At 71.2% G+C, this 21,451-nt stretch carries 19 protein-coding genes; 7 read left to right on the plus strand and 12 right to left on the minus strand.

The window, feature by feature from the left end; all coding sequences use genetic code 11:
* The first annotated feature begins 66 nt into the window (after positions 1-66).
* Complete coding sequence (locus ABZ893_RS09085) at positions 67-933, plus strand: alpha/beta fold hydrolase (RefSeq protein ID WP_361399203.1); 867 nt, start codon at positions 67-69, stop codon at positions 931-933.
* Between the two features lie 29 nt (positions 934-962).
* The gene (locus tag ABZ893_RS09090) at positions 963-1,445 is read left to right on the plus strand and encodes a GNAT family N-acetyltransferase (protein WP_361399206.1); all 483 of its coding nucleotides are present in this window, start codon (positions 963-965) and stop codon (positions 1,443-1,445) included.
* A gap of 16 nt (positions 1,446-1,461) precedes the next feature.
* Here the strand turns inward: ABZ893_RS09090 and ABZ893_RS09095 are convergent, their stop codons facing one another.
* From ABZ893_RS09095 to ABZ893_RS09105, 3 genes are all read right to left on the minus strand, one after another.
* Positions 1,462-1,602 carry a hypothetical protein gene (locus tag ABZ893_RS09095; protein WP_361399209.1) on the minus strand — a complete coding sequence of 47 codons (141 nt, stop codon included), beginning with the start codon at positions 1,600-1,602 and terminating at the stop codon, positions 1,462-1,464.
* Positions 1,603-1,801: 199 nt separating this feature from the next.
* Entirely contained in the window at positions 1,802-2,302 is a 501-nt protein-coding gene (locus ABZ893_RS09100) for a DUF402 domain-containing protein (RefSeq protein ID WP_361399212.1), read from the minus strand.
* Positions 2,283-3,203, minus strand: coding sequence for a GNAT family N-acetyltransferase (locus tag ABZ893_RS09105; RefSeq protein WP_361399215.1), 921 nt, complete (start codon positions 3,201-3,203; stop codon positions 2,283-2,285). The genes ABZ893_RS09100 and ABZ893_RS09105 overlap by 20 nt, the downstream gene beginning before the upstream one ends.
* Before the next feature lie 70 nt (positions 3,204-3,273).
* Between ABZ893_RS09105 and ABZ893_RS09110 the strand changes: the two genes are divergently transcribed.
* Entirely contained in the window at positions 3,274-3,654 is a 381-nt protein-coding gene (locus ABZ893_RS09110; protein ID WP_361399218.1) for a GntR family transcriptional regulator, read from the plus strand.
* An 82-nt stretch (positions 3,655-3,736) separates the two neighbouring features.
* Here ABZ893_RS09110 and ABZ893_RS09115 read toward each other — a convergent pair whose 3' ends face one another.
* A complete protein-coding gene (locus ABZ893_RS09115) occupies positions 3,737-4,831 on the minus strand; it encodes a DUF5925 domain-containing protein (protein ID WP_361399221.1) in 1,095 nt (364 codons plus the stop codon).
* Positions 4,832-4,973: 142 nt separating this feature from the next.
* Here ABZ893_RS09115 and ABZ893_RS09120 point away from each other — a divergent pair, with 142 nt between their 5' ends.
* Entirely contained in the window at positions 4,974-6,398 is a 1,425-nt protein-coding gene (locus ABZ893_RS09120) for a xylan 1,4-beta-xylosidase (RefSeq protein ID WP_361399224.1), read from the plus strand.
* 19 nt (positions 6,399-6,417) lie between these two features.
* Here the strand turns inward: ABZ893_RS09120 and ABZ893_RS09125 are convergent, their stop codons facing one another.
* From ABZ893_RS09125 to ABZ893_RS09150, 6 genes are all read right to left on the minus strand, one after another.
* On the minus strand, positions 6,418-10,056 hold the full coding sequence (locus tag ABZ893_RS09125; RefSeq protein WP_361400169.1) for a lipopolysaccharide biosynthesis protein: 3,639 nt from the start codon (positions 10,054-10,056) through the stop codon (positions 6,418-6,420).
* A gap of 97 nt (positions 10,057-10,153) precedes the next feature.
* Positions 10,154-10,957, minus strand: coding sequence for a polysaccharide deacetylase family protein (locus tag ABZ893_RS09130; protein WP_361399227.1), 804 nt, complete (start codon positions 10,955-10,957; stop codon positions 10,154-10,156).
* Positions 10,950-11,975, minus strand: coding sequence for a glycosyltransferase family 2 protein (locus ABZ893_RS09135; RefSeq protein ID WP_361399230.1), 1,026 nt, complete (start codon positions 11,973-11,975; stop codon positions 10,950-10,952). The genes ABZ893_RS09130 and ABZ893_RS09135 overlap by 8 nt, the downstream gene beginning before the upstream one ends.
* Positions 11,972-12,769: a glycosyltransferase family 2 protein gene (locus ABZ893_RS09140; protein ID WP_361399234.1), complete on the minus strand. Its 798-nt coding sequence runs from the start codon at positions 12,767-12,769 to the stop codon at positions 11,972-11,974. The genes ABZ893_RS09135 and ABZ893_RS09140 overlap by 4 nt, the downstream gene beginning before the upstream one ends.
* 376 nt (positions 12,770-13,145) lie before the next feature.
* Complete coding sequence (locus tag ABZ893_RS09145) at positions 13,146-14,240, minus strand: GNAT family N-acetyltransferase (protein ID WP_361399237.1); 1,095 nt, start codon at positions 14,238-14,240, stop codon at positions 13,146-13,148.
* 1 nt (position 14,241) lies between these two features.
* Positions 14,242-14,580 (minus strand): hypothetical protein, encoded by a 339-nt coding sequence (locus ABZ893_RS09150; protein ID WP_361399240.1) that lies wholly within the window; start codon positions 14,578-14,580, stop codon positions 14,242-14,244.
* A gap of 377 nt (positions 14,581-14,957) precedes the next feature.
* Between ABZ893_RS09150 and ABZ893_RS09155 the strand changes: the two genes are divergently transcribed.
* The gene (locus ABZ893_RS09155; protein ID WP_361399243.1) at positions 14,958-15,767 is read left to right on the plus strand and encodes an SGNH/GDSL hydrolase family protein; all 810 of its coding nucleotides are present in this window, start codon (positions 14,958-14,960) and stop codon (positions 15,765-15,767) included.
* Positions 15,768-15,788: 21 nt separating this feature from the next.
* On the opposite strand, the gene ABZ893_RS09160 is transcribed toward ABZ893_RS09155, so the two are convergent.
* Positions 15,789-17,405, minus strand: coding sequence for a serine/threonine-protein kinase (locus ABZ893_RS09160; protein WP_361399246.1), 1,617 nt, complete (start codon positions 17,403-17,405; stop codon positions 15,789-15,791).
* Between the two features lie 250 nt (positions 17,406-17,655).
* Between ABZ893_RS09160 and ABZ893_RS09165 the strand changes: the two genes are divergently transcribed.
* Entirely contained in the window at positions 17,656-17,928 is a 273-nt protein-coding gene (locus ABZ893_RS09165) for a hypothetical protein (RefSeq protein WP_361399249.1), read from the plus strand.
* Positions 17,929-18,524: 596 nt separating this feature from the next.
* Positions 18,525-20,195 (plus strand): amidohydrolase, encoded by a 1,671-nt coding sequence (locus ABZ893_RS09170; RefSeq protein ID WP_361399252.1) that lies wholly within the window; start codon positions 18,525-18,527, stop codon positions 20,193-20,195.
* A gap of 27 nt (positions 20,196-20,222) precedes the next feature.
* On the opposite strand, the gene ABZ893_RS09175 is transcribed toward ABZ893_RS09170, so the two are convergent.
* Positions 20,223-21,443 (minus strand): type ISP restriction/modification enzyme, encoded by a 1,221-nt coding sequence (locus ABZ893_RS09175; protein ID WP_361399255.1) that lies wholly within the window; start codon positions 21,441-21,443, stop codon positions 20,223-20,225.
* Positions 21,444-21,451: the final 8 nt, after the last annotated feature.

Here is a 21,451-nt window from a genome sequence, read left to right on the forward strand (position 1 = left end):
GTGATCCGGATCACAAGGGCACGCCCCCCACCCTGCAACTCCCTTGAGCCGCAAGGAGATCGCACGATGCTGCCCAGGAACTGGAAATTCGCGGTCAGATCCCTGACCGCCGCCCTGCTGCTCACCGCCGGCGCCACGGCGGTCCCGGCGGCGGCCCAGGCGGACGCGGCCCCCACCCGGGGCTGGAACGACTACTCCTGCAAACCCTCCGCCGCCCACCCGCGCCCCGTCGTCCTCGTCCACGGCACCTTCGGGAACTCCGTCGACAACTGGCTCGCCCTCGCCCCCTACCTGGTGAGCCGCGGCTACTGCGTCTTCTCCCTCGACTACGGGCAGTTGCCCGGCGTCCCGCTCTTCAACGGCCTCGGCCCGATCGACAAGTCCGCGGGACAACTCGCCGCGTTCGTCGACAAGGTGCTCGCCGCCACCGGCGCCCCCAAGGCCGACCTCGTCGGGCACTCGCAGGGCGGCATGATGCCCCGCTACTACCTCAAGTTCCTCGGCGGCGCCGCGAAGGTGAACGCCCTCGTCGGCCTCGCCCCCGACAATCACGGCACCACGCTCGACGGCCTCGCCAACCTTCTGCCGTACTTCCCGGGCGCCGGTGACCTGCTGAAACTCAGCACCCCCGGCCTCGCCGACCAGGTCGCCGGCTCCCCGTTCCTCACGAAACTCAACCAGGGCGGCGACACCGTCCCCGGCGTCCACTACACCGTCATCGCGACCAAGTACGACGAGGTCGCCACCCCCTACCGCAGCCAGTTCCTCAGCGGACCCGACGTCCACAACGTGGTGCTCCAGGACCTGTGCGCCGTCGACCTCTCCGAACACGTGGCGATCGGCCTCACGGACCGCGTCGCCTTCCATGAGGTCGCCAACGCCCTCGACCCGGCGCACGCGACCCCCACGACCTGCGCCTCGGCGGTGAGCTGACCGCTGAGCGGCAGCGTTAACGTTCGGCCATGACCGACAACCCCGTCCGCCTCGCGACCGCCGACGACGTACCCGCCGTGAAGGCGGTGACCGACGCCGCGTACCACCACTACATCGAACGCATCGGGGTGGTGCCCGCGCCCATGCAGGCGGATCACGCCGCCGACGTGGCCGCGGGACGCGTGTACGTCGTCGAGGGCGAGGGGGCGGGGGCGGGGGCGGACGCGGGTGTCGTTGGCCTGGTGGTCGTCGAGCCCCACGAGGACCATCTCTTCCTCGACAGCATCGCGGTCCACCCCGACGCCCACGGCCAGGGCGTCGGGCGCCGGCTGCTGCACTTCGTCGACGAGCACGCACGCGCCCTCGGCCTGCCCGAGGTGCGGCTCTACACGAACGCGCTGATGTGGGAGAACCAGAAGATCTACCCGCGCTACGGATACGAGGTCACGGAGCGCCGGGTGGACGGGCCTTACGACCGCGTCCACTACCGCAAGCGGCTGACCGGGGGCTGACGTGCCCGGGCCCGTTCTACTCGTCGGGCCACCAGGTCCGGCGGATGTCCTTGCGCACTTCCGTGCGGTCGTGGCGGCGTTCGGCCGCCTCTTCCCGCTGCTGACGGCGGGTCGTGCTGGTCTTGGCGACGGGCTTGCTCACGGTCACACGGCGCATGACTGCCTCCTGTGCCTACCCCGGTCCCACTGCGGTACCGCTGTAGACGTGTTCCCCGGAGGGTGAGGCATTGAAGCGTGATTTGTCAGCGGGGATATCACGATCTGGACATGACCATGAACAGGGGCATAGGGGACGGTGACGCCGAGTACCGACAAATCGTCGCCCTGCGTCACGGGCGCCGCGCACAGAGTCACTGTCAGGCGAGCAGCCTGCCGAACCCCTCGCCCCGGGCCAGCACTTCGAGGTCGTCCAGCGCGCGGAGCGCGGCGCTCGCCGCGTTCGGGTCGCGTTCGGCGAGCCCGCTCTCCGCGAACTCGTCCTCGTCCAGGCGCAGCACGTCCCGGCCGTCCGCCGAGAGCCACAGGTCGAGGTCCAGGTCCTCCACGACGAGTTCGCCGTCCTCGCGCACCGCGGGGCGGGTCACGTCGCAGTACCAGCCCTTGAGGGTGCCGTCGGCGGCCCGCACCTCCTTGACCGCGTACCAGCGGTCGCGCCAGTAGTGCTCGGTGAACACGTCGCCCGGCTCGAAGCACACGAAGCCGAAGTCCCGCACGCCGGACGCCGCCCACGCGGCGGTGACCGTCACGCGCGTGCCGTCGTCACGGACGACCTCCGCCGGATAACGGATCTTCGTGCGGCCCGCCTTGAGCAGGACCACGTCGAGGGTCGTGGGCGTGTCAGGTGAGGGGGCGGACATGGCGTACCTCCGTCGCGCAGATTTCGTAGCCGAACCATTGGTTGATCGCGAGCATCGGCCCGTTCCCCGCGTCGTTGCCGGTGAACGCCTCCCTGATGCCGGACGCGCGGGCGCGGTGCAGGGAGTCGTTCTTCGCGAGCTTGGCGAGGCCTCGGCCGCGGAACGCCCGTGCGGTGCCGGTCATGCCGGACGAGTAGCGGCCGCCGCCGTCGGTGCGGGCCAGGCTGAACGCCACGGGGCGGCCGTCCAGCACGGCGACCGACGTCAGCTCGTGGTCGGTCAGCGGGTGGTGCCAGGTCTCGTCGAGCCAGTGCTCGTAGTCCGTGAACTCGGTGGCGATGTCGCTCGGTTCGTCACTGACCGTCTCGGCGTCCAGGTCGAAGACGGGCCGCGGGTCGGCCGCGAAGTCCGCGCCGGTCCGCAGGGTCACCCCGGCCGGCGGCTCGGCGAGCGGCGGCAGGGTGCCGTGCGCGAGGTCGAGCCGCAGGAAATGGGCGGGGCGGCTCGCGCGGTAGCCCCGGCGCGCGGCGAACTCCAGGTCGCGCGGGGTGTCGAGGACCCACGAGTAGACGGCGACGGCGCCCTCGGCGGCGAGATACTCCTCCGCCGCCCGCACGATCAGCGCCCCGGCCCCGAGCCCGCGCCGCTCGGGGTGCACATACGCGTTCACGTACCCCTGGCCGGGCTCCGGGCTGTCGTACGCGAGTCCGACCTGGGCGGTGCCGACGATCTCGCCGTCGGCCTCGGCGACCAGCGGCCGGAAGCGGGCGTCAGGGTGGGCGTGCGCCAGGTCGAAGGCGACGGACCCGGCGGTGGCGAGCATGGCGGGCAGCGCGGCGCGCCGGACCCGGGCGAACTCCCCGGCGTCCGACGGGCGCAGGGCCCGGACAGTCACGGTCATATGGCCGCACGCTACGCGCGGGGCGCGCCGGGGTGCCTCCCATTTTTCCGGGGTGCGGGACAATCGGCGCGTGACCTTGAAGATCGACATCGACGCGGGCGCGGCGACGGCGCCCTACGAACAGGTGCGGGCCCAGATCTCCGCGCAGGTCCTCGCCGGGACCCTGCCCGTCGGCTACAAACTGCCGACGGTACGCGGGCTCGCCGAGACGCTCGGCCTGGCCGCCAACACGGTGGCCAAGGCGTACCGGGCACTGGAGTCGGACGGCGTGATCGAGACGCGCGGCCGCAACGGCACGTTCGTCGCCGCCGCCGGGGACGCCTCGGCCCGCGAGGCCTCGCTCGCGGCCGCCGTGTTCGCGGAACGCGCCCACCGGCTCGGCCTCACCGAGAAGGAGGCGCTGGCGGCGGTCCGGGACGCTTTGCGGGCGGCTTACGGGGACAAGGGGTGACGGGGTAACCCCCGATATCCGTAATAGGGGTGCCCCCTACAGATCCTGTACGGGTGGCTGGCCCTACAAATACAGCCCCGCGTCACAAATACAGCCCCGCGTCAGCGGATTCGCGCGGGTCCGGGAGCGCGGTCGGGCTCGTGCCGCGGCGCAGCGCGTACAGCTCGGCGAGGGTCGCGCCGTCCCGGCCCACGCCCTGCTCCGCGCCGAGCCAGTTCACCGACTCGTGGCGCGTGAGCGGGCCCACCTCGATGCGGGCCAGGCAGCGGCCGGGGCGGACGACGGCGGGGTGCAGGCGCTCCAGGTCCTCGTTCGTCGTGACGCCGACCAGGACGTTCCGGCCCTGGCCGAGCAGGCCGTCCGTGAGATTGAGCAGACGGGACAGAGCCTGGCCCGCCGTGTGCTTGGCCTCGCCCCGGATCAGCTCGTCGCAGTCCTCCAGGAGCAGCAGCCGCCAGCGGCCCTTCGCCGTGCCGTCGTCCTCGCCGATCGCGATGTCCATGAGATAGCCGACGTCGGAGAACAGCCGCTCCGGGTCGAGTACGCAGTCCACCTGGCACCAGTCACGCCAGGACCGGGCCAGCGTGCGCAGCGCGGACGTCTTGCCCGTGCCGGGCGGACCGTGCAGCAGCAGGAGCCGCCCCGCGATGTTCTCGGGGGTCGTCCGCATCAGCTGGTCCATGGCGGTGGCCACCGGCGCCGTGTAGTTCTCCCGCACCTCGTCCCACGTACCGGCCGAGATCTGCCGCGTCGTGCGGTGCGGGCCGCGCCGGGGCGAGACGTACCAGAACCCCATCGTCACGTTCTCCGGCTGGGGTTCGGGCTCGTCGGCGGCGCCGTCCGTGGCCTGGCCGAGGACCTTCTCGGCCAGCTCCACGCTGGTCGCCGTCACCGTGACGTCCGCGCCTCTGTTCCAGCGGGAGATGAGGAGCGTCCAGCCGTCGCCCTCGGCGAGCGTCGCGTGGCGGTCGTCGTCGCGCGCGGAGCGCAGGACCACCGCGCCGGGCGGCAGGAGCGTGGCACCGGGCCGCACCCGGTCGATGTTCACCGCGTACGAGTGCGGCTGCTCGCCCGTCGTGAAACGGCCGAGGAACAGCGCGTCGACGACATCCGCGGGGGAGTCGCTGTCGTCGACGTTGAGCTGGATCGGCAGCACATCGTGTGGGTTCCCAGACATGCCGCCATGATCCGTCACGTACGCCGCTCCCGCACGGGATTTCCGCAGCGCGTCACATCCCGGACGCGCGGCGTGCCCAGGGGCGGGACCGGCGCCGCGGAGTCTGTCCGTCCGCGAACGGCCGTCGTTACCCTTGCCCTTGATGGGACGACATGGGTGGGTTTCGCGGGCGGGGTGGTGGCGGCTCGGCGCCCTGTTCTTCGGCGTGGGGGCGGCGGCGCTGGCCCTGTTGCTGACGGTGATCGGCGCCATGCCCGGCGGCCGGGACGAGGTCAGGGGCACCACGACCGCCGGCGACAAGGTGCACGGCACCCCGTCGACGCCCCGGAATCCGGGCCCGGACGTCGGCTGGGGGTTCACGCACACCCAGTACAGCGCGGACGAGGGCGACGCCGGCGCCACACGGCGGGTCGAGGACCTGCTCTCCGGCCAGGGCATCCCGCAGATCCAGCACCTCATGGGCTGGGGCGCGGGGAACCCCGAACCCGTCAAGGGACATTACGACTTCTCCGACATGGACCGCCGGATCGACTTCATCAGGAAGACGGGCGGCACCCCCGTCGTCACGCTGTGCTGCTCCCCGGACTGGATGAAGGGCGGCAAGCCCGGCGTCGACAACACCGACTGGAGCAAGCAGGCCCTGGAGACCGCGCCCGACCCCGCGCACTACAAGGACTTCGCCGCACTCGCCGCGACGGTCGCGAGGCGCTACCCGGACGTGCGGCACTTCATCGTGTGGAACGAGTTCAAGGGCTTCTGGAACGACGCCAAGCAGCGCTGGGACTACGAGGGCTACACCGAGCTGTACAACCTCGTCTACAAGGCCCTCAAGAAGGTCGACAAGGACATCATGGTCGGCGGGCCCTACCTGGTCATGGACAGCGTCGACCCGCGCCAGACCGAGAACGCGTCGACGACCGTCAAGGGCCCCTGGGGCAGCATGGACCAGCGCGTCCTCGACGCCTTCACCTACTGGAACCAGCACAAGGCGGGCGCCGACTTCGTCGTGGTCGACGGCTCCAGCTACACCGTGGACGACGCCCTGCTCCCCGACGAGTTCACGGCCACCGACAAACTGACCGCCGTCGGCCAGTGGGTCCGGCAGCAGACCGGCGACCTCCCCCTGTGGTGGGCCGAGTTCTACGTCGAACCCGGCGACCAGAACGACGACCGCAAGGGCTGGACCGAACCGCACCGCGTCGCTGTCCAGGCGTCCGGCCTGATCGCGATGGTCAAGGGCGGCGCGTCCTCCGGCTTCTACTGGAACCCGGAGGAACAGACGGGCCCATCCTGCGCCGGCTGCCTCTGGACCCCCACCCAGTCGTCCGACGGCGGCACGAAGCTGCCCATGTACGACTTGATCTCCCGCTTCCACCAGGCGTTCCCACCCGGCACGCGGTACGAGACGGTGCAGGTCGCCGCCGACGACGTACCGAACGTACGGGTGCTCGCCGACGACAGGACGGTCCTCGTGGTCAACACCCTGGACCGGCCGATCAGCGCGCAGGTCGACGGGCAGCGGTTCGACATGGGGGCGTACGAGGTGAAGTGGCTCGACCGGAAGTGACGCGTGGGCGATGGCGCGGTCAGGCCATCGTCAGGAACCTCTGGATGATCGACGCGAGCAGCAGGGCGAGCAGGGGCAGCGAGAACCAGAAGCTGCTCTGCAGCAGCCGCAGTTGCCACACGCTCGGGCGCGCCGCGACCCGTACGACCTCGCGCACCGACAGCAGCAGGACGAGCGCCAGCGCAGCGAGGCCGCCCACGACGGACCACGGGGTCCAGGTGATCTTCGGTCCGATCGGTCCGGGCGAGGCCTTCGGAACCGCGCCGCCCGGCTGCTTGCGCAGGGCGTACATCGTCGCGTCGGCGTTGGTGAAGACCTTCTTCAGTTCGGGGCGGCGGTCGAGGTTTTCGAGGAGGCGGGTGTCCCACGAATTCGCGTAGCCGACGTCCATCTGGAGATAGACGGCCTGGCTCTTGTTGACGATGAGGTAGGAGTTCGGGCCCGCGTCCTTGAGCGCCTTGACCAGGCCGGACACCAGGACCGGGTCGGTGGGCGCGAGCGTGGGGACGTACTGCACCTTCTCCATGTCGCGGGCGCCCCACGGCATCGCGGGCGTGACGTTGTCGACGGTGTTGTTGCTCATCCACAGCAGCCGGACCGTCGGGTCGTCGTGCGAGTAGACGTAGTCCATGGCCGCGACCTCGCCCGGTCTGATCCGCTCGAACGGCTCGTTGCCCCAGCGCGCCACGAGGAAGCCGCCCATCAGGACGAGCCCGGCAAGGAGCGCGGCGAGCGGCGCGAGACTCCACCGGTCACGCTCGCGTTCCCGCACGGTGACACCGGCGCGCGGGAACAGCGCGAGCCCCCCGAGCAGCGCGGCACCCGGCAGCGCGAACATGAACACCCGCAGCGCCATCTCCCCGCCGTACGACTGCATCCCGAAGCCCAGGAACGGGACGAACGTCAGGACCAGGAGCGAGCGCTCCTGGTATCCGGCGACGCGCCGCCGCAGCCAGCCCAGGCACGCGAACGCCATCACACCGCCGGCGAGCAGCACGCGCGCGTAGAGGACGAGTTTGTGCAGCGGACTGCCGCCCTGGATACGTCCGGAGACCGACGACGTCACATTGCCGCCCACCCCGCCGAGCCCGCCGAACAGGTCGTCGAAGTGCCCCGACCAGTACGGCTCCGCGAGGAACGAGACCCATACGGCGACCAGCACCGTGAACAGCATCGGCAGGCCGCGCAGCTCGCAGCGGCCCACGAGCACGAGCACCGTCAGGACACCCAGCATCACGAACGGGGTGAGCTGGTGGGCCGGGACCGTCGCCGCGAACAGGCCGATCAGGACGAGCAGCAGCACCGCCCGCTGATCCCGGCCGGCGGGCTCGACCTCCAGCTCGCCGGGCCGCCGCCGGGTCCACAGCACGCGCGGCGCCCGGAACCACACCAGCAGGATCGCGACGAACGCCAGGTAGAGCAGGTACGTGAAGCCCTGCGGGGAGAAGTAGTCCTGGCCGACCCAGCCGCTCAGCACGAAGATCCACAGCCCGGTCCACCGGGCCCGCCAGCCCGCCCGCATCGAGCGCGTCAGCAGGAACATCGGCGCCAGGTAGAGCAGTTGCATCGCGAGCGGCCACCAGCGGACGACCCCGGTCATGTCCGTGACACCGCACGCCTTGGCGACGAACGTCGCGGCGGCGAAGAACCCCGGCCAGCTCCACCGCGCGTCCAGGTCCGGCACGGCGGAACCGGTCCGGTCGATGTACTCCATGAACCCGAGGTGCTGCCACGCCGTCGCGAACCGCGGCTCCGCCTCGATCACGGCGGGTAGCGCGTGCAGCGACACGAGCGTGGCGACGAGGGTGATCAACAGCAGCCAGGTGTGCGGGCGTTCCAACCACAGGAGCGCCGCGAAGACGGCTACGAGGAGCGCCGCGCCGACGAGGGTCGCGAGCGGCAGCACGGAGATGAGACCGAGGCCGTTCATGCGGTCGAGGTCGCGGTCGGTCATGCCCAGTACGGGGAGCCAGTAGAGGGTGAGGGCGGCGAGGAGTAGGAGGGTCAGGGCGGTTAGGCGGGGGTTGAGGGTGGCGAGGCGTGGGTTCAGGTGGGCGAGGCGAGGGTTGAGCGAGGTGAGGCGCGGGTTCAGGGAGGCGAGGCGGCTCAGCAGGGGCTGGGCCGGTATGGCGGGTGGCGGGGTCGGGTCCGGTGGCTGCGGGAGCGCCCCGCTCTTCGTGAGGTCGACGGTGTTGTCCCGACGGGACGGGCCGGCCCCCGCCGAAGGAGCCGAAGAACCCGCCGGCCCCGGCCCCGGCCGCACGTCCGGCCGCCACTCCTGATGGTCCAGATTGAGCTGCACCGCGAGTTGCAGCGTGTCGGAGTCGAGCGTGTCGCGCAGCGCCCACGAGGGGGCCAGCCGCTTGGCCGCCCTGGTCGTCGTCGCCGGGTCCGGGGCGCCGAGGTCGGCCAGATCCCCGTCGGACGGCGCGACGACGGACGACGGCGCCCCCGGCGGAGCGGCCCGCACCACCCGGTACAGCCTCGGCGCCGCCAGCGCCACGATCACGGCCAGACTGGAGATCTCCGCGACCCCTGCCCCCGTCAGCCCCATCCGCGGCAGGAGCAGCAACGTAAGCCCGAGGACCAGGAGACACAGCAGACCCTGAAGCCACGCCAGTCCCGCCGTCCGGCTCTGCGCGCGCAGCACGGCGAAGTACGTCTCCATGACCACCCGCAGGGCCGCGCCCACCGCGAACAGGCGCAGCAACGGCGTCGCCGCGCGCGCGTAGTCGTCACCGAACACGCCCAGGACGTACGGCGCGAGGGCGAACAGGAGCCCGCAGACGGGGATCATGATGCGGGCCATGCGCCGCAGTGCCGCCCGGGTGTTCGCCGCGAGCAGCGCCGGATCGTGCGAGCCCTCGACGGTCAGCGAGGCACCCATGTTGATGGCCAGCAGATTGATCGTGCCGCCGATGGTGGTCGCGATGTAGAAGTACGCGTTGTCGGCGGCGCTGACCTGCGAGGCGATGATCACCGGGACGAGGTAGACCACGGCCAGCGAGAACAGCGAGCCCGTGTAATCGCCCGCCAGGAAGCGGCCCATCTCGCGCAGTGTTGGCGGCTCCGCTCTGCTACCCGTCGCCTCGGCATGGCGCGGCACGAGCCGCCGGAACACCAGCCAGCCCAGCGGCACCACCGACGTGGCGATGGCGACGACCCAGGACACGAACACCCCGGTCGTCGGCACGACCACGGCGAACGCGACGAGCAGCCCCAGCTTCACCGTCGAGAACACGGTGTTGCCGACCGGCACCCACAGCGCGCTGCGCAGCCCGGTCAGCACACCGTCCTGGAGCGTGAGCAGCGACCACGCGACGACGGCCGCGATGAAGCCGAGCCCGTTCACCGGCCCGTGCAGGAAGCGGTACGACGGCCCCCACACGTCGAGCGTGAGCAGGAAGACGACGGCCGCGCACGCGACGGCGACCGAGCTGCCCGCGTACGTACGGAAGATGAGCCGCCCCGTGGCCCGCCCCGCGACCGGGATGAAGCGGGCCAGGGCCCCGGTCAGCGTCACGGCGGTGAGCCCCGCGAGGAACTTCATCGCTGCGATCGCCGCCGAGCCCTGCCCGACCGCGTCCGCCGTGTAGTAGTGCGCGGCGGCGAGCCAGAAGCCGACGCCGAGCACTCCGGAGATGCCGGTGTTCAGCATCAGGGCGTAGGCGTTGCGGAACAGCTGGCTCCCGCCGGCCGGGGCCTTCGCGGGTCCGGTCGTCGGCGGGGGCGTGGCGGCCTGGGCGGTGGTCGTTTCAGACACGGGTGAGAGTGGCCTTCCGGCGGACCTGACGGGCTCTGCGGACCACGGCGTACCCCTTGGTGAGGGCCCGGTCCCTGGCGAAACTGCGGGTGACCGACCGGCCCTCCACGAGCCGCGCGAACTCCTCGACACCCGTGCTGCGGCGCACGGTCACCCGCCGCAGCGCGTACGGGCCCTGCTGCCTTCTGGCCAGCGCGTTGCCGACGGCGAGGCCCTGCGCGAACCCGGCCCCGCGCACGGCGGCCCGCACCCGGCGGCTGGAGTAGCCGTACGGGTACGCGAACGACGCCGGGGCCGTGCCGAGTTCGTCGGCGACGATCTCCTTGCAGCGCAGGAGCTCGGACCAGAGGGCGTCGTCGTCCAGTTGGTCGAGCTGCGGGTGCGTGTGGCTGTGCCCGCCGATCTCCGTCCCGGCACCGGCGAGCGCGCGCACCTCGTCCCAGCCGAGCATCCGGTCGAGCCCGCCCCCGGTGTCGTACGCGCCGCGCAGCCAGCCCGTCGACACGAACAGGGTCGATCGGAAGCCGTGTTCGGCGAGGACGGGGAGGGCGTGCCGGTGCACGCCCTCGTAACCGTCGTCGAAGGTGATGAGGACCGGCCGCTCGGGCAGCGCGCGGCCCGGGGAGCGCCAGATCGCGGCGAGTTCGGCCGTGGTCAGGGGAGTGCGGCCGAGGTCGGCGACGGCCGCGAGCTGCTCGGCGAACGCCTCGGGGGTGACGGAGAGTTCCCGGGTGGCGTCGTTCGGCTCACGGGCCACGGAGTGGTACATGAGGATGGGCACGGGCGCGTCACTCATCGCCCCCACCCCCGTCGGAGACTTCGGCGGCCTCGATCTCCACGACCGAGAACCCTCCGCCACCACCCCGCCGCGCCCGAACACTGCCCAGCGCGTAGCCCCCGGCCGCAGCGAGCACCCCCGTCACGATCGCCCCCGCCCGGCCCCCGCCCCCCGGCCGCGCGAGGACGAAGTCCCGCACCCCGCGCGCCACCCCGGCCGGCAGGACCCGCGTCGTGTAGCGGCGCTCGGACTCGAGCCCCTTGCCCGCCCCCACGCTCCGGGCGACCAGCGCCTTGGACAGACCCTCGGCGTACGCGCGTGTGCGGAAGTAGGCGAAGCGCTCACGGCTCGCCGGGACCCGGTGGTGGATCACCGCCCGGTCGTCGATGAGGAGCACCGCGTCCGGCCGGGCGCGGGTGAGCCGGATGCACAGCTCCGTCTCCTCGCAGCCCAGCGGCCGTTTGTCGCCGTCCCGGCCGATGCCGGTCGCGAAGCCGCCCGCCATGTCGAACGCGGACCGCCGGAACGACGCGTTCCCACCGAGGACGTTCCGCACCCGCACCTTCCCGCGCGGCAGCCCCCGGTACGTACAGCCGACGACCCAGTCGAACTCCTCGGGGAACCAGACCGGGCGCTGGCCCGAGGCCCAGACCGGTTCCGTACGGCCGCCCACCGCCATGACCCGCGGGTCCTCGTACCCGGCGGCGAAGTGCCGCAGCCAGTCCGGCTCCGCGACCGCGTCGTCGTCGAGGAACGCGATGATCCCGCCGCGCGAGCGGGCGATGCCCGTGTTGCGCCCCGCCGACAGGCCGCGCGGCCCGGCGTTCGCGAGTACGCGGACGTCGTCGGCCTCCTTGAACTCCCTGCCGAGACGCTCCAGAAGGGCCGGATTGTGGTCGACGACCAGCAGCGTCTCGAGGGCGGGCAGCGACTGGGCCCGCACCGAGGAGACCGCGGCGAGGGTGTCCTCCCAGCGCTCCTCGGTGTAGGCGCAGATCACGACGGACACGCCGCCGTGCGGTGTGCGGGCGCTCAAGACACCTCTCCCCGGCCGGTGCTGAGCCTGCTGTCGTGCGTGCGGCGACGTCTCGCGCGCCGGTTCGAACGCTCCCCGAGGATCACCCTGAGGACCCGGAGGCCGTCCCGTACGGCCCGCAGGTTGCTCGCGCCGTGGATCCGCAGGTACTCGTGGCTCGGTATCTCCTGGACCCTGAGCCCCGCCTTCACGACCCGGATGTTCATCAGGGTCTCCACCTCGAAGCCCGTGCAGTCGAGGTCGATCTCGTCCAGGCAGCGCCGCCAGAACGCGTTGTAGCCGTAGCAGAGGTCGGTGTAGCGGGCGCCGAACTTGCGGTTGACGATCGCGCACAGGGCCCGGTTGCCGAGCCGGCGGACCGGCGTCATGTCGTCGGTGGCGCCGCCGTTGGCGAAGCGCGAGCCCTTGGCGAAGTCGGCGCCGGAGACCAGGGCGGAGACGTACGAGACGATCTCCTCGCCGTCCGCGGAACCGTCCGCGTCGACCATCACGATGATGTCCCCGGTGCAGGCCTCGAAGCCGGTGATCAGCGCGTCCCCCTTGCCCTTTCCGCGCTGCGGTACGACCACCACGTCCGGCCACAGTTCCCTTGCGACCTCCACCGTGCCGTCCGTGGAATTCCCGTCGACCAGAACGACTTCATGGATCCAGTCGGGCAAAGTCTTGAAGACGTACGGAAGATTCTCCGCCTCATTCATCGCGGGTATCACGACGCTCACCGGAGGCGCTATCGCGAGATGGGTCGAGACCGGCCTGTACGGGCCGGGTACCGCAGGACGCACAAAAGAACTCATGAGTCTGGTCCCTCTCGTCCGGTGGACCGCCCGCCCCCGGGCGGTCCGGTTGTCTGTCCGGTTCGAAAGGGGGGTTCTCACTCACGGCCATGACAAAGAAAGCTCTGTGCAGACCGGGTGAGCTGGTAAATGCCGACCGATCGCCGGAATCGGCCATGCCGCACGCGACTCGGCGGAATTTCGGTCACCGAGCACGGCACCCCCCTACCGCGCTCCGCACCTGACCATCGCGATCGTGAACCCTCCCCTGGATCGCTATTTCCTTGACGGTCCGACGCGGTTGGATGTACGACGGTATTGATGACGGAAACTGTATGGCAAGTCCCGTGAAAAGGCCTCACATTCCTGATGTTTTGACCTTTACCTGACTCTCGCCTCAACTCCCCGAACGGATCTTCCCCACCCGTTTCAGGAGTTTGTCCGCCGGCTCGAAGAATTCCGGCCGGGACAGTACGGTGTTACGCAGCGCCCGGACCGGAGCGCGACGCGCCCGGTGTCCGAGAGCGACCGGATGACGGCGTGTCACCCAGCCCTCGTGCACGGTGAGTTCCCGTGTCTTGAGGGAGTCTTTGTATTCCTTCTGGCCGCGCCCGAGATCCAGATAGGCGATTCCGTCGGCGGCGGCGGCCTCGGCCATCCGCAGATGCAGGATCAGCCCCGGAGAGTATTTCGCGAACTCCGGATCGTAGGCCGGGAACCAGCACGCGAGCACCCGCTCCGAACGGAGCCCGAAGTGCGCGGCGACCGGCCGCCCGCCCGCGTACAGGACCGACAGGATCCCCGCGAACGACTCCGACGAGGTGTGGAAGAGTCCCTGCGTCAGGCTCGTGATCCAGGCGCGCGCGAACCGGTCGCTGCGGCCTGTCCTGCGGTACTGCGCCGACTTCCACTCCATCAGTGTGGCCAGGGCACCCGGATCGCGCTCGTCGTGCACGTAGCGCACCTCGCCGCAGTCCCGGGCGAGTCTGCGGCCCTTGGCGAGCGTCGTCCTGGCGAACTTCGGGGCCCGCCGGCGCAGCTCGCGCAGATACGCCTCGTACCCTTCGTCGACGTCCATGACGGGGGAGGGGAAGCTGCCGGAGGCCCCCGCCGCGAACGGCTGCTGGCCGCCCGCGAGGTGGTCGAACTCCCACACCGCGAGCCCGCAGGCCCGCAGCAGCTCCCGGGCGTCCCACGCGAACCCCGGTCCGTGCATAAGCCCCTGACTGTCCGAGACGCCGAGGCCCACGGCCCGTCCGACGCCGGTGACGGTCCGCTGGAACGGGAAGAACGCAGCGGGCTCGCCGTCCTCCCGTACGACGGCGATCCGCACCCCGCGCCGGCAGCGGCCCATGGCGAGGGTGAACTCGGGCGACAGGAATGGGTTCGCGAGCTCGGCCATGCCGTGCAGATGGGCCTTCGACTGCATCGCGGTCCAGGCCGCCCGGTCGGCCGCGGACAGTTCACCGGGCCGGTGCAGGGTGACGTCCACCTCAGGACTCCCGCCTTCCCGGGGCGCGGCCGGGCGGCCGGCGCGCGGGCGGCGGGGGCGCGATGAGGCCGACGACGCTCAGCGCCGTGATCACGACGATCCCGCCGGTCACCGACCAGCGGTGCAGCGCGAGCATCGCCTCGGCCACGAGCATGTCGAACGCGACCGCCCCCGCGACGGCCGAGATCCAGCGGCCCCACGGATCGAGTCCGCGCAGCGCCGAACCGATCGCGGCGCCGGGCGCGGCGATCAGGAAGAACAGTGTCAGCGGCCCGCGCAACGGAGACGGCACGTCCGCGAGCGCCAGCGCCGCGCCGGCCCCCGCGACGGCCGTGGTCACACCCGCGAGCAGGGGCGATACGTCCCGACTCCAGGTGTGCTGCCCGTGTGACGCCGCTCTGTCTGATGCAGGTGACTTGATATCGATGGTCCGCATTGGCGACTTTGCCCCCCGAAGCGCCGGATGCCGGGCTTCAATGTCGCGCAGCCCCGAGCCCCCAGTCAAGATGCGGAGAGAATGTGGAGAGGGGTCTACGGGCGTAGTTCAAGGGGATTGAGGGTATGTCAGGACCTGACATGTACCTGTAACCAAACCTGTCATCAAACGCCAGGCAAAAGGTGCGGTGCGTGAGGCTGAAGTTTGACATGAACACTTCCGTGTCAACTGTGGCGCGTGCTACCACAGTTGCGGCAGAGATCCTGCTAAAGGAGGTTTTCATGAGACGTTTCAGAATTACGGCGTACGTGACCTCAGTTCTCTTCGCGGCCGGCGTCGCACTCACCGGAGCGACGGCGGCCCAGGCATCCGAACAGGCCGCTCCCACGGGCTATGTGGCCCTCGGCGACTCGTACTCGTCCGGCGTGGGATCCGGCAGTTACGACAGCGCCAGCGGCAGCTGCAAGCGCAGCACCAAGGCCTATCCCGCACTCTGGGCGGCTGCCCACTCACCCTCCAGCTTCAACTTCACGGCGTGTTCCGGCGCTCGTACGAGTGATGTCATCGCCGGTCAGCTGGGCCCGCTGAACTCCGGCACCGGCCTCGTGTCCCTGTCGATCGGCGGCAACGACGCGGGCTTTTCGGACGTCATGACCACCTGCGTCCTCCAGTCCGAGGCCAACTGCGTCGCCCGCGTCAACCAGGCCAAGGCGTACGTCCAGAACACCCTGCCCGGCAAGCTCGACCAGGTGTACTCGGCGATCACGGCGAAGGCCTCGGCAGCCCACGTCGTCGTCCTCGGCTACCCGCGCTTCTACCAGCTGGGCGGCTCCTGCATCGCGGGCCTGACCGAGACCGAGCGCGCCGCGATCAACAGCGCGGCCGACCTGCTCAACGCCACCACCGCCAAACGAGCCGCCGACCACGGCTTCACGTTCGGCAGCGTGACCTCGGCCTTCACCGGCCACGAGATCTGCTCGGGCAACTCCTGGCTGCACAGCGTCAACTGGACCAACCCCACCGAGTCCTACCACCCCACCGCCGCCGGCCAGTCGGGCGGCTACCTCCCCGTGTTCAGCGCCGCCGCCTAGCACCACCCGTTCCCCACCGCTCTACGACGGTGTCGGTGAAGGGGTCGTGGTCCCGCCGGTAGGAGTTCCGCTCGCCGAGGGCGACGCCTCGCACGTCACCGTGTACGCCACCGAGTTCGACGTCGCACGGACGGGGCCACGCACCTCCACGCTCACCCGGTTGTGGAGCGTCGCCCCGTCCGTGTAACCCGTCTCGGAGTGGTCGACCGACCTGCTCAGTGGGTCACCGGACGCGAAGCTGAGCGTCTTCCAGCCCGCATCGCTTGACGTGCCACTCTCCGTCACCCAGCGGTACTCGACGTCCACAGGTACGCGCCCCACCGTGAACGTCGCCTTGAACGCCGGAGCCGCGCCCCCCGGCGGCGGACAGGTACCGCTGTAACTCCCGCGCACGGCCGTGACGGAGACCCGCACCGACTGCCGCGGAGTGGCCGAGGCCGACTGCCCGCCGCCCCCGGCCGGCTTGGAGCTAGCTTCCGACGGACTCCGCGAAGCGCTGGGCGAAACGCTCGGCGTGACCGACGGACTCCCGGAGGAATGCGCCCCGGAGCCCCCGCCGCCCCGGTGCAGTAGCGCGTACGTGAGTCCGCCGAGCGCCAGCAGGAGGACCAGGAGGCCGACCAGCAGGACGGCTACGGGCCAGCGCGTTTTCCGTCCGGCGTCGGTGTCTGTGTCGGGGGAGTGCGCCGGTCCGGACCCGCCGGGAGGGCCCGTCGGCCCGGAGGGCCACGCATCCGGGATCACCTGCGTCGGACCCGTCTCCGCGCTCGCCGCCACGGTGCCCGCGCGTGGCGTGCCGCCCGCGCCCACGATGCGCAGCTCGCGCTCCGCGTCGGCCGCGGGCAGCCGCTCGGCCGGGTCCTTGCGCAGCAGCCCTTCGATGACGGTGGTCAGCGCGCCCGCGCGGCGCGGAGCAGGAAGTTCCTCGTCCACGACCGCCCGCAGCGTGCTCAGCGGAGTGTCCTGCCGGAACGGCGACTGCCCCTCGACGGCCGTGTACAGGAGAACGCCGAGCGACCACAGGTCGGACTCGGGGACCGGAGTGCGGCCCAACGCCAGTTCCGGCGCGAGGAATTCGGGCGAGCCGATCACCTCACCCGTCATCGTGAGCGCCGAACTGCCCTCGACCCGGGCGATCCCGAAGTCGGTCAGGACGACGCGACCGTCGTTCGCGATCAGCACGTTGCCCGGCTTCACGTCCCGGTGCAGGACCCCCGCCTCGTGCGCGGCACGCAGCGCGGAGACCACCTCGGCCCCGATGCGCGCGGCGCGGCGCGGGGGCAGCGGCCCCTCGCCCTCCAGGAGATCCGACAGTGAGAGGCCCCGGACCAGCTCCATGACGACCCAGGGCCGGCCGTCCTGCGTCGCCACGTCGTACACCGTCACCACGTTCCGGTGCGCGATACGGGCCGCCGCCCAGGCCTCGCGCTCCAGGCGTGCGTACATCCGCTCGACCTCGTCCGCCGGGAGCCCGGCGGGGGCGCGGACCTCCTTGACGGCGACCTCGCGGCCCAGGACCTCGTCGCGGGCGCGCCACACGGTGCCCATGCCGCCCTCGCCCAGGGGGCTCAGCAGCCGGTACCGGCCGGCGATCAGGCGCTCCTCGCCGGCGTCTCGACTGCCCGGATCCTCGCTCACGGGTGCCCCCCATCCGTAACGGCGCGATTCTCCACAAAAGTAGCTCAGTGCCGCCGAAAACGACCATGCTCCGTCGCGCCCGTTCTTGACCTGCATGTCCAAGTCGCCCTGGAATCAGTTGTATTCGGTGAGTAATCGTCAACCTCCTTATGGCGGAGGTGAATCCCGCGACCGGGATACGCAGGTGTCGCGATGGGGCGATAGGGTTAACCTGCCCGGGCCGGGTGCCCTCGTACGGGTGGGGAGTGACATGGAACAGATAACAGTGCGCAGCAGGCCGCGAGTGCCTGCGATCACCTGCGGGAGCAGCGCGACCAGCTCGCGTCTCGACCGCCATCTCTCGGTGCTGGGCGGTCCCGCCGTCCCGCAGCGCGAGGCGGCCGAGGCGACGTTGCTGATGCGTGAGCTCACCTCGCGTGACGTCGCGCACGAGCGCAGCACCAGGGGCGCGCGAGTGGGCAGGGTCTCGCTCTTCGCTCCACTGCGGCGACTGCGTCGTTCGCTGTTCGGCGGCCGCCGCTGACAGGCGGTCATCACCGGCACAGCCCGGTCCCGCGCTCAGGCGACCACGCCGCACCGGCACGGCGCCGCGATCTCCGCGACCGTCATCCCCACGGCACGCGGCGCAGCCCCGGCGTGTTCGCCTGGCGCGGGACGGGAATCCCGTAACCCTCGTACAGCCCAGTACAGCCCCGGTTCCGACCTCCCCATCGGACCGCCCGGCACTGCTTACGCGGCCCTGAACTGACAGTCCTGAACTGACACGGCGTCGAGCCGCACCCTCCCCGCTCGGGGGCTCCGCCGTTCTCCTTTACGCGTCATTGCCGCGCGCCCTCTGCGTGCCGCTCGCGTACCCCTGTGCGCCCGGCGATTTCCCGCCATTCCAAGGCTGGTTCGCCGCCCCGCAACCGTCGCCCCACGCAGTCGGACGTTTCCGGTGAGTAACCACTTTGTCGTGCACGCCTGTTGACGGGGGCAAGTTCCGGGGCCAGTGTTGCGGCTGATCCCGAACGTTTGGCCCGTACACGGAAACACCCCCCACCTTCACCCCCGGAGGTTCGCGTGTGTGACCTGCACGACCAGCACGAGCACGATGTCCTGACGCATTCCGCCCCGTCCATGAGCAGACGCAGGATCATGCAGCTTCTCGGGGCCGCCGGCGTCACCGGCGCCGCCATGACCGCGGAGGCCGACCCGGCGATGGCGGCCTCCGCCGACGTCACCCCGGCCGACTACACCGCTCCCGAAGGGCTCGCCGAGGACAGTCCCGCCAAGGGCGCGGCCCTGAGCTGGATCGCGTCCAACGCGGCCCGCATCACCGGCCTGAACGCCGAGATCTGGGAGAACGCCGAGCTCTCCCTGCGCGAGTGGAAGTCGTCCGTCGCCGAGGCCGATTTCCTGGAGAAGGCCGGCTTCGACGTCCAGTTCGGCACGGCCGGATTCCCGACCGCTTTCACCGCCACGTACACATACGGCAAGGGCGGCCCGGCCCTCGGGTTCAGCGGTGAGTACGACGCGCTGCCCGGGCTCTCGCAGAACAAGGGCGTCGGCCATCACGATCCGCGCGAGTACGTCCACGACCCGTTCGCGCCCAGTTACGGGCCCGGCCACGGCTGCGGGCACAGCGCGCTCGGCACGGCGGCCGCCGCCGCTGCCGCGGCCGTCGCCCAGGCCGCGAAGAAGCACAAGCTCCCCGTCACCGTGAAGTTCTTCGGCTCCACCGCCGAGGAGACCCTGATCGGCAAGACGTACGCCGTGAGCAAGGGCGTCTACGACGGGCTCGACGCGTTCCTCGACTGGCACCCCTCGACGGCCAACGCGACCGGCTGGGGCACCACGAACGCGATGACCGCCCTGACCTTCACGTTCCTCGGCGTCGCGGGCCACGGCGGCACCCCGCTCGGCAACAAGTCGGCCCTGGACGCCGCCGTGATGATGGCGACCATGTCGGAGTTCCTGCGGGAGGAGAACCTCGCCCCGTCCGGCCGCCTGCACTGGGTCATCAACAACGGCGGCGACATCCCGAACGTGACCCCCGAGATAGCCGAGATCTCGTACTACGTGCGTGAGGGCAGCCCCGCGCGCGTGCAGGTCCTGCTCGACAAGGTGATCGCCGTGTCCGAGGCCGCCGCCAAGGCCTCGCAGACCTCGGTGAGCCACCGGATCACCTCGGCGTGCTGGAACCAGCTCCCGAGCCGGTCGTTCGCGGAACTCCTGCACGAGAACATGCGGCAGATCGGCCCGCCCGAGTTCGGTGACGACGCGCACCGGCTCGCCAAGGAGCTCCAGGCGTCCCTCGGCCTGCCTCAGAAGGGCCTGCACGACACGATCGGCGACCTGAACCCGCCCAACCCCGTGTTCATGGGCGGCGGTTCGACCGATGTCGCCGACATCAGCTGGAACGTGCCGACCGTCTCGATGGGCGCCGCTCTCGCCCCTATCGGCACGAAGATGCACACCTGGTCCACCGCCGCGTGCGCCGCCGCCGCGCCGGGTCAGGCCGCCGTCATCGCCGCCGCGAAGTACCTGGCCGCGACCGCCGTGGACCTGCTCACGCAGCCGGCCCGGCTCAAGGCGATCAAGGACGAGTTCGCGGAGCGCACCAAGGGCCTGAGCTGGAAGACGGCTCTGCCGGACGGCTACGAGCCGCCCATGTACGAGCCCCCGCAGTGGTTCCTGGACAAGACCGGTCAGAAGTGGCCGCCGAAGAACATCACCTGGCCGCCCCGGAAGGTGATCTCGCAGGAGAAGTTCTCGTCCCTGGGGCCTGATCTGCCGCCGCAGAAGTAGGTACGTAATGGCCTCGGCGGCGGGCTCTCAGATGAGGGCGAACTGGCCGCCGGGGCCCTCCTCGTGGTGGTCGAGGACGGAGGCCGGTCTGCGCGTGGCCGGTGCGGGCGGCAGGATTCCGGCCCGCTTCAGGTCGGCCATCGCGAGGAGCGGGGTGGAGGCTGTGATCAACTCGGCCTGGAGCGGACGGAGTTCGGCAAGCAGGGTCAGTACGGTGACGATCTCCAGCAGCTCCGACGTCCAGGACTGCGGCCAGCTGCCGGGGCGGATCGCGGCCAGTGTGCCCGGCTCGGCGGCCGCGATCCTGCCGGCGAACCACTGCTCGATGACCCGAACCCCGCTCACCTGGAAATCCCAGGCCTCGGCGGGGACGGGGGAGATGCGGCCGTCGCAGATGAGCAGAGCCTCTTCCTCGCGGTCGTGGATCAGATCGGTGGGGGAGCCGGGGAGAGGGGCGCGCACGTACGGGCGGCGCCCACCGGGGAGTTTCGGGCGGTCGCCGTCACGCCCGCGCCGGAGCAGCCACAGAATCCGCTCGCCGAGAGCCGTGCCCGACGTCCACACGTCGGCGTCGTCCGGAAGCGGGACGCGGGGCCCCTGGGGCGAGGGCCGCGCCGCCGCGAGGACCCAGGCGAGCAGGTCACGCGCGCCGACCTCGTGCCCGAACCGGCCGGAGAGTTCCGTCAGGAGTCCGGGCGTCACATTGGGTTCGAGGCCGCCGGGGCGCCGGTAGAGCGGGCGGATGCGGCCGGGGCGCCCGGCGAGGGGGCGGCCCTCGGGCAGGATCGCGCAGGCGAGCACCGCGGGCCCGCCCGCGCCGGTCACGAACCCCTGCTCGACCAGGAACAGCTGGCTCTCGTCGGCCACCCGCCACAGCTCGGGCCGCGCCATGTCGATCAGACGGTGGTCGGGGATCAGCCACTGCTCGTCGAAGGGGGCGTGCAGGACGCGGACGGGTTCCGGGCAGGGGCCCTCGGCGTGCGTCAGATCGTCGGTGGCCGTGTCCCGGCCGGGGAGCTGGGCCACGGCGGTGCGCAGGGTGCGGGCCCGGCTGGGTTCCAGCAGCGCCTCGCGGTCCGCACCTGCGGCCCGTACGAAGGCGGTCCAGCGGGCCTTCAGAGAGGCCGGGTCCGGCGCCATCGGCCAGGCGCGGCCGAGGCGCAGGGGCGCGACGGACCAGGGCATCAGGTCCGCCAGCAGCGGCGCGTCAACAAGGCTTACGTGGCTGTCGGGCGTCACGCCGGGCATCGTACGAC

This window comes from Streptomyces sp. NPDC046821 (genome assembly GCF_040645335.1).
Lineage (GTDB): Bacteria > Actinomycetota > Actinomycetes > Streptomycetales > Streptomycetaceae > Streptomyces.

Coding starts and splice junctions, on each gene's coding strand:
- ABZ893_RS09085 (WP_361399203.1), top strand. CDS start 67: ATGCTGCCCAGGAACTGGAAATTCGCGGTCAGATCCCTGACCGCCGCC.
- ABZ893_RS09090 (WP_361399206.1), top strand. CDS start 963: ATGACCGACAACCCCGTCCGCCTCGCGACCGCCGACGACGTACCCGCC.
- ABZ893_RS09095 (WP_361399209.1), bottom strand. CDS start 1,602: ATGCGCCGTGTGACCGTGAGCAAGCCCGTCGCCAAGACCAGCACGACC.
- ABZ893_RS09100 (WP_361399212.1), bottom strand. CDS start 2,302: ATGTCCGCCCCCTCACCTGACACGCCCACGACCCTCGACGTGGTCCTG.
- ABZ893_RS09105 (WP_361399215.1), bottom strand. CDS start 3,203: ATGACCGTGACTGTCCGGGCCCTGCGCCCGTCGGACGCCGGGGAGTTC.
- ABZ893_RS09115 (WP_361399221.1), bottom strand. CDS start 4,831: ATGTCTGGGAACCCACACGATGTGCTGCCGATCCAGCTCAACGTCGAC.
- ABZ893_RS09120 (WP_361399224.1), top strand. CDS start 4,974: ATGGGACGACATGGGTGGGTTTCGCGGGCGGGGTGGTGGCGGCTCGGC.
- ABZ893_RS09125 (WP_361400169.1), bottom strand. CDS start 10,056: ATGCTGAACACCGGCATCTCCGGAGTGCTCGGCGTCGGCTTCTGGCTC.
- ABZ893_RS09130 (WP_361399227.1), bottom strand. CDS start 10,957: ATGAGTGACGCGCCCGTGCCCATCCTCATGTACCACTCCGTGGCCCGT.
- ABZ893_RS09140 (WP_361399234.1), bottom strand. CDS start 12,769: ATGAGTTCTTTTGTGCGTCCTGCGGTACCCGGCCCGTACAGGCCGGTC.
- ABZ893_RS09155 (WP_361399243.1), top strand. CDS start 14,958: ATGAGACGTTTCAGAATTACGGCGTACGTGACCTCAGTTCTCTTCGCG.
- ABZ893_RS09165 (WP_361399249.1), top strand. CDS start 17,656: ATGGAACAGATAACAGTGCGCAGCAGGCCGCGAGTGCCTGCGATCACC.
- ABZ893_RS09170 (WP_361399252.1), top strand. CDS start 18,525: ATGAGCAGACGCAGGATCATGCAGCTTCTCGGGGCCGCCGGCGTCACC.
- ABZ893_RS09175 (WP_361399255.1), bottom strand. CDS start 21,443: ATGCCCGGCGTGACGCCCGACAGCCACGTAAGCCTTGTTGACGCGCCG.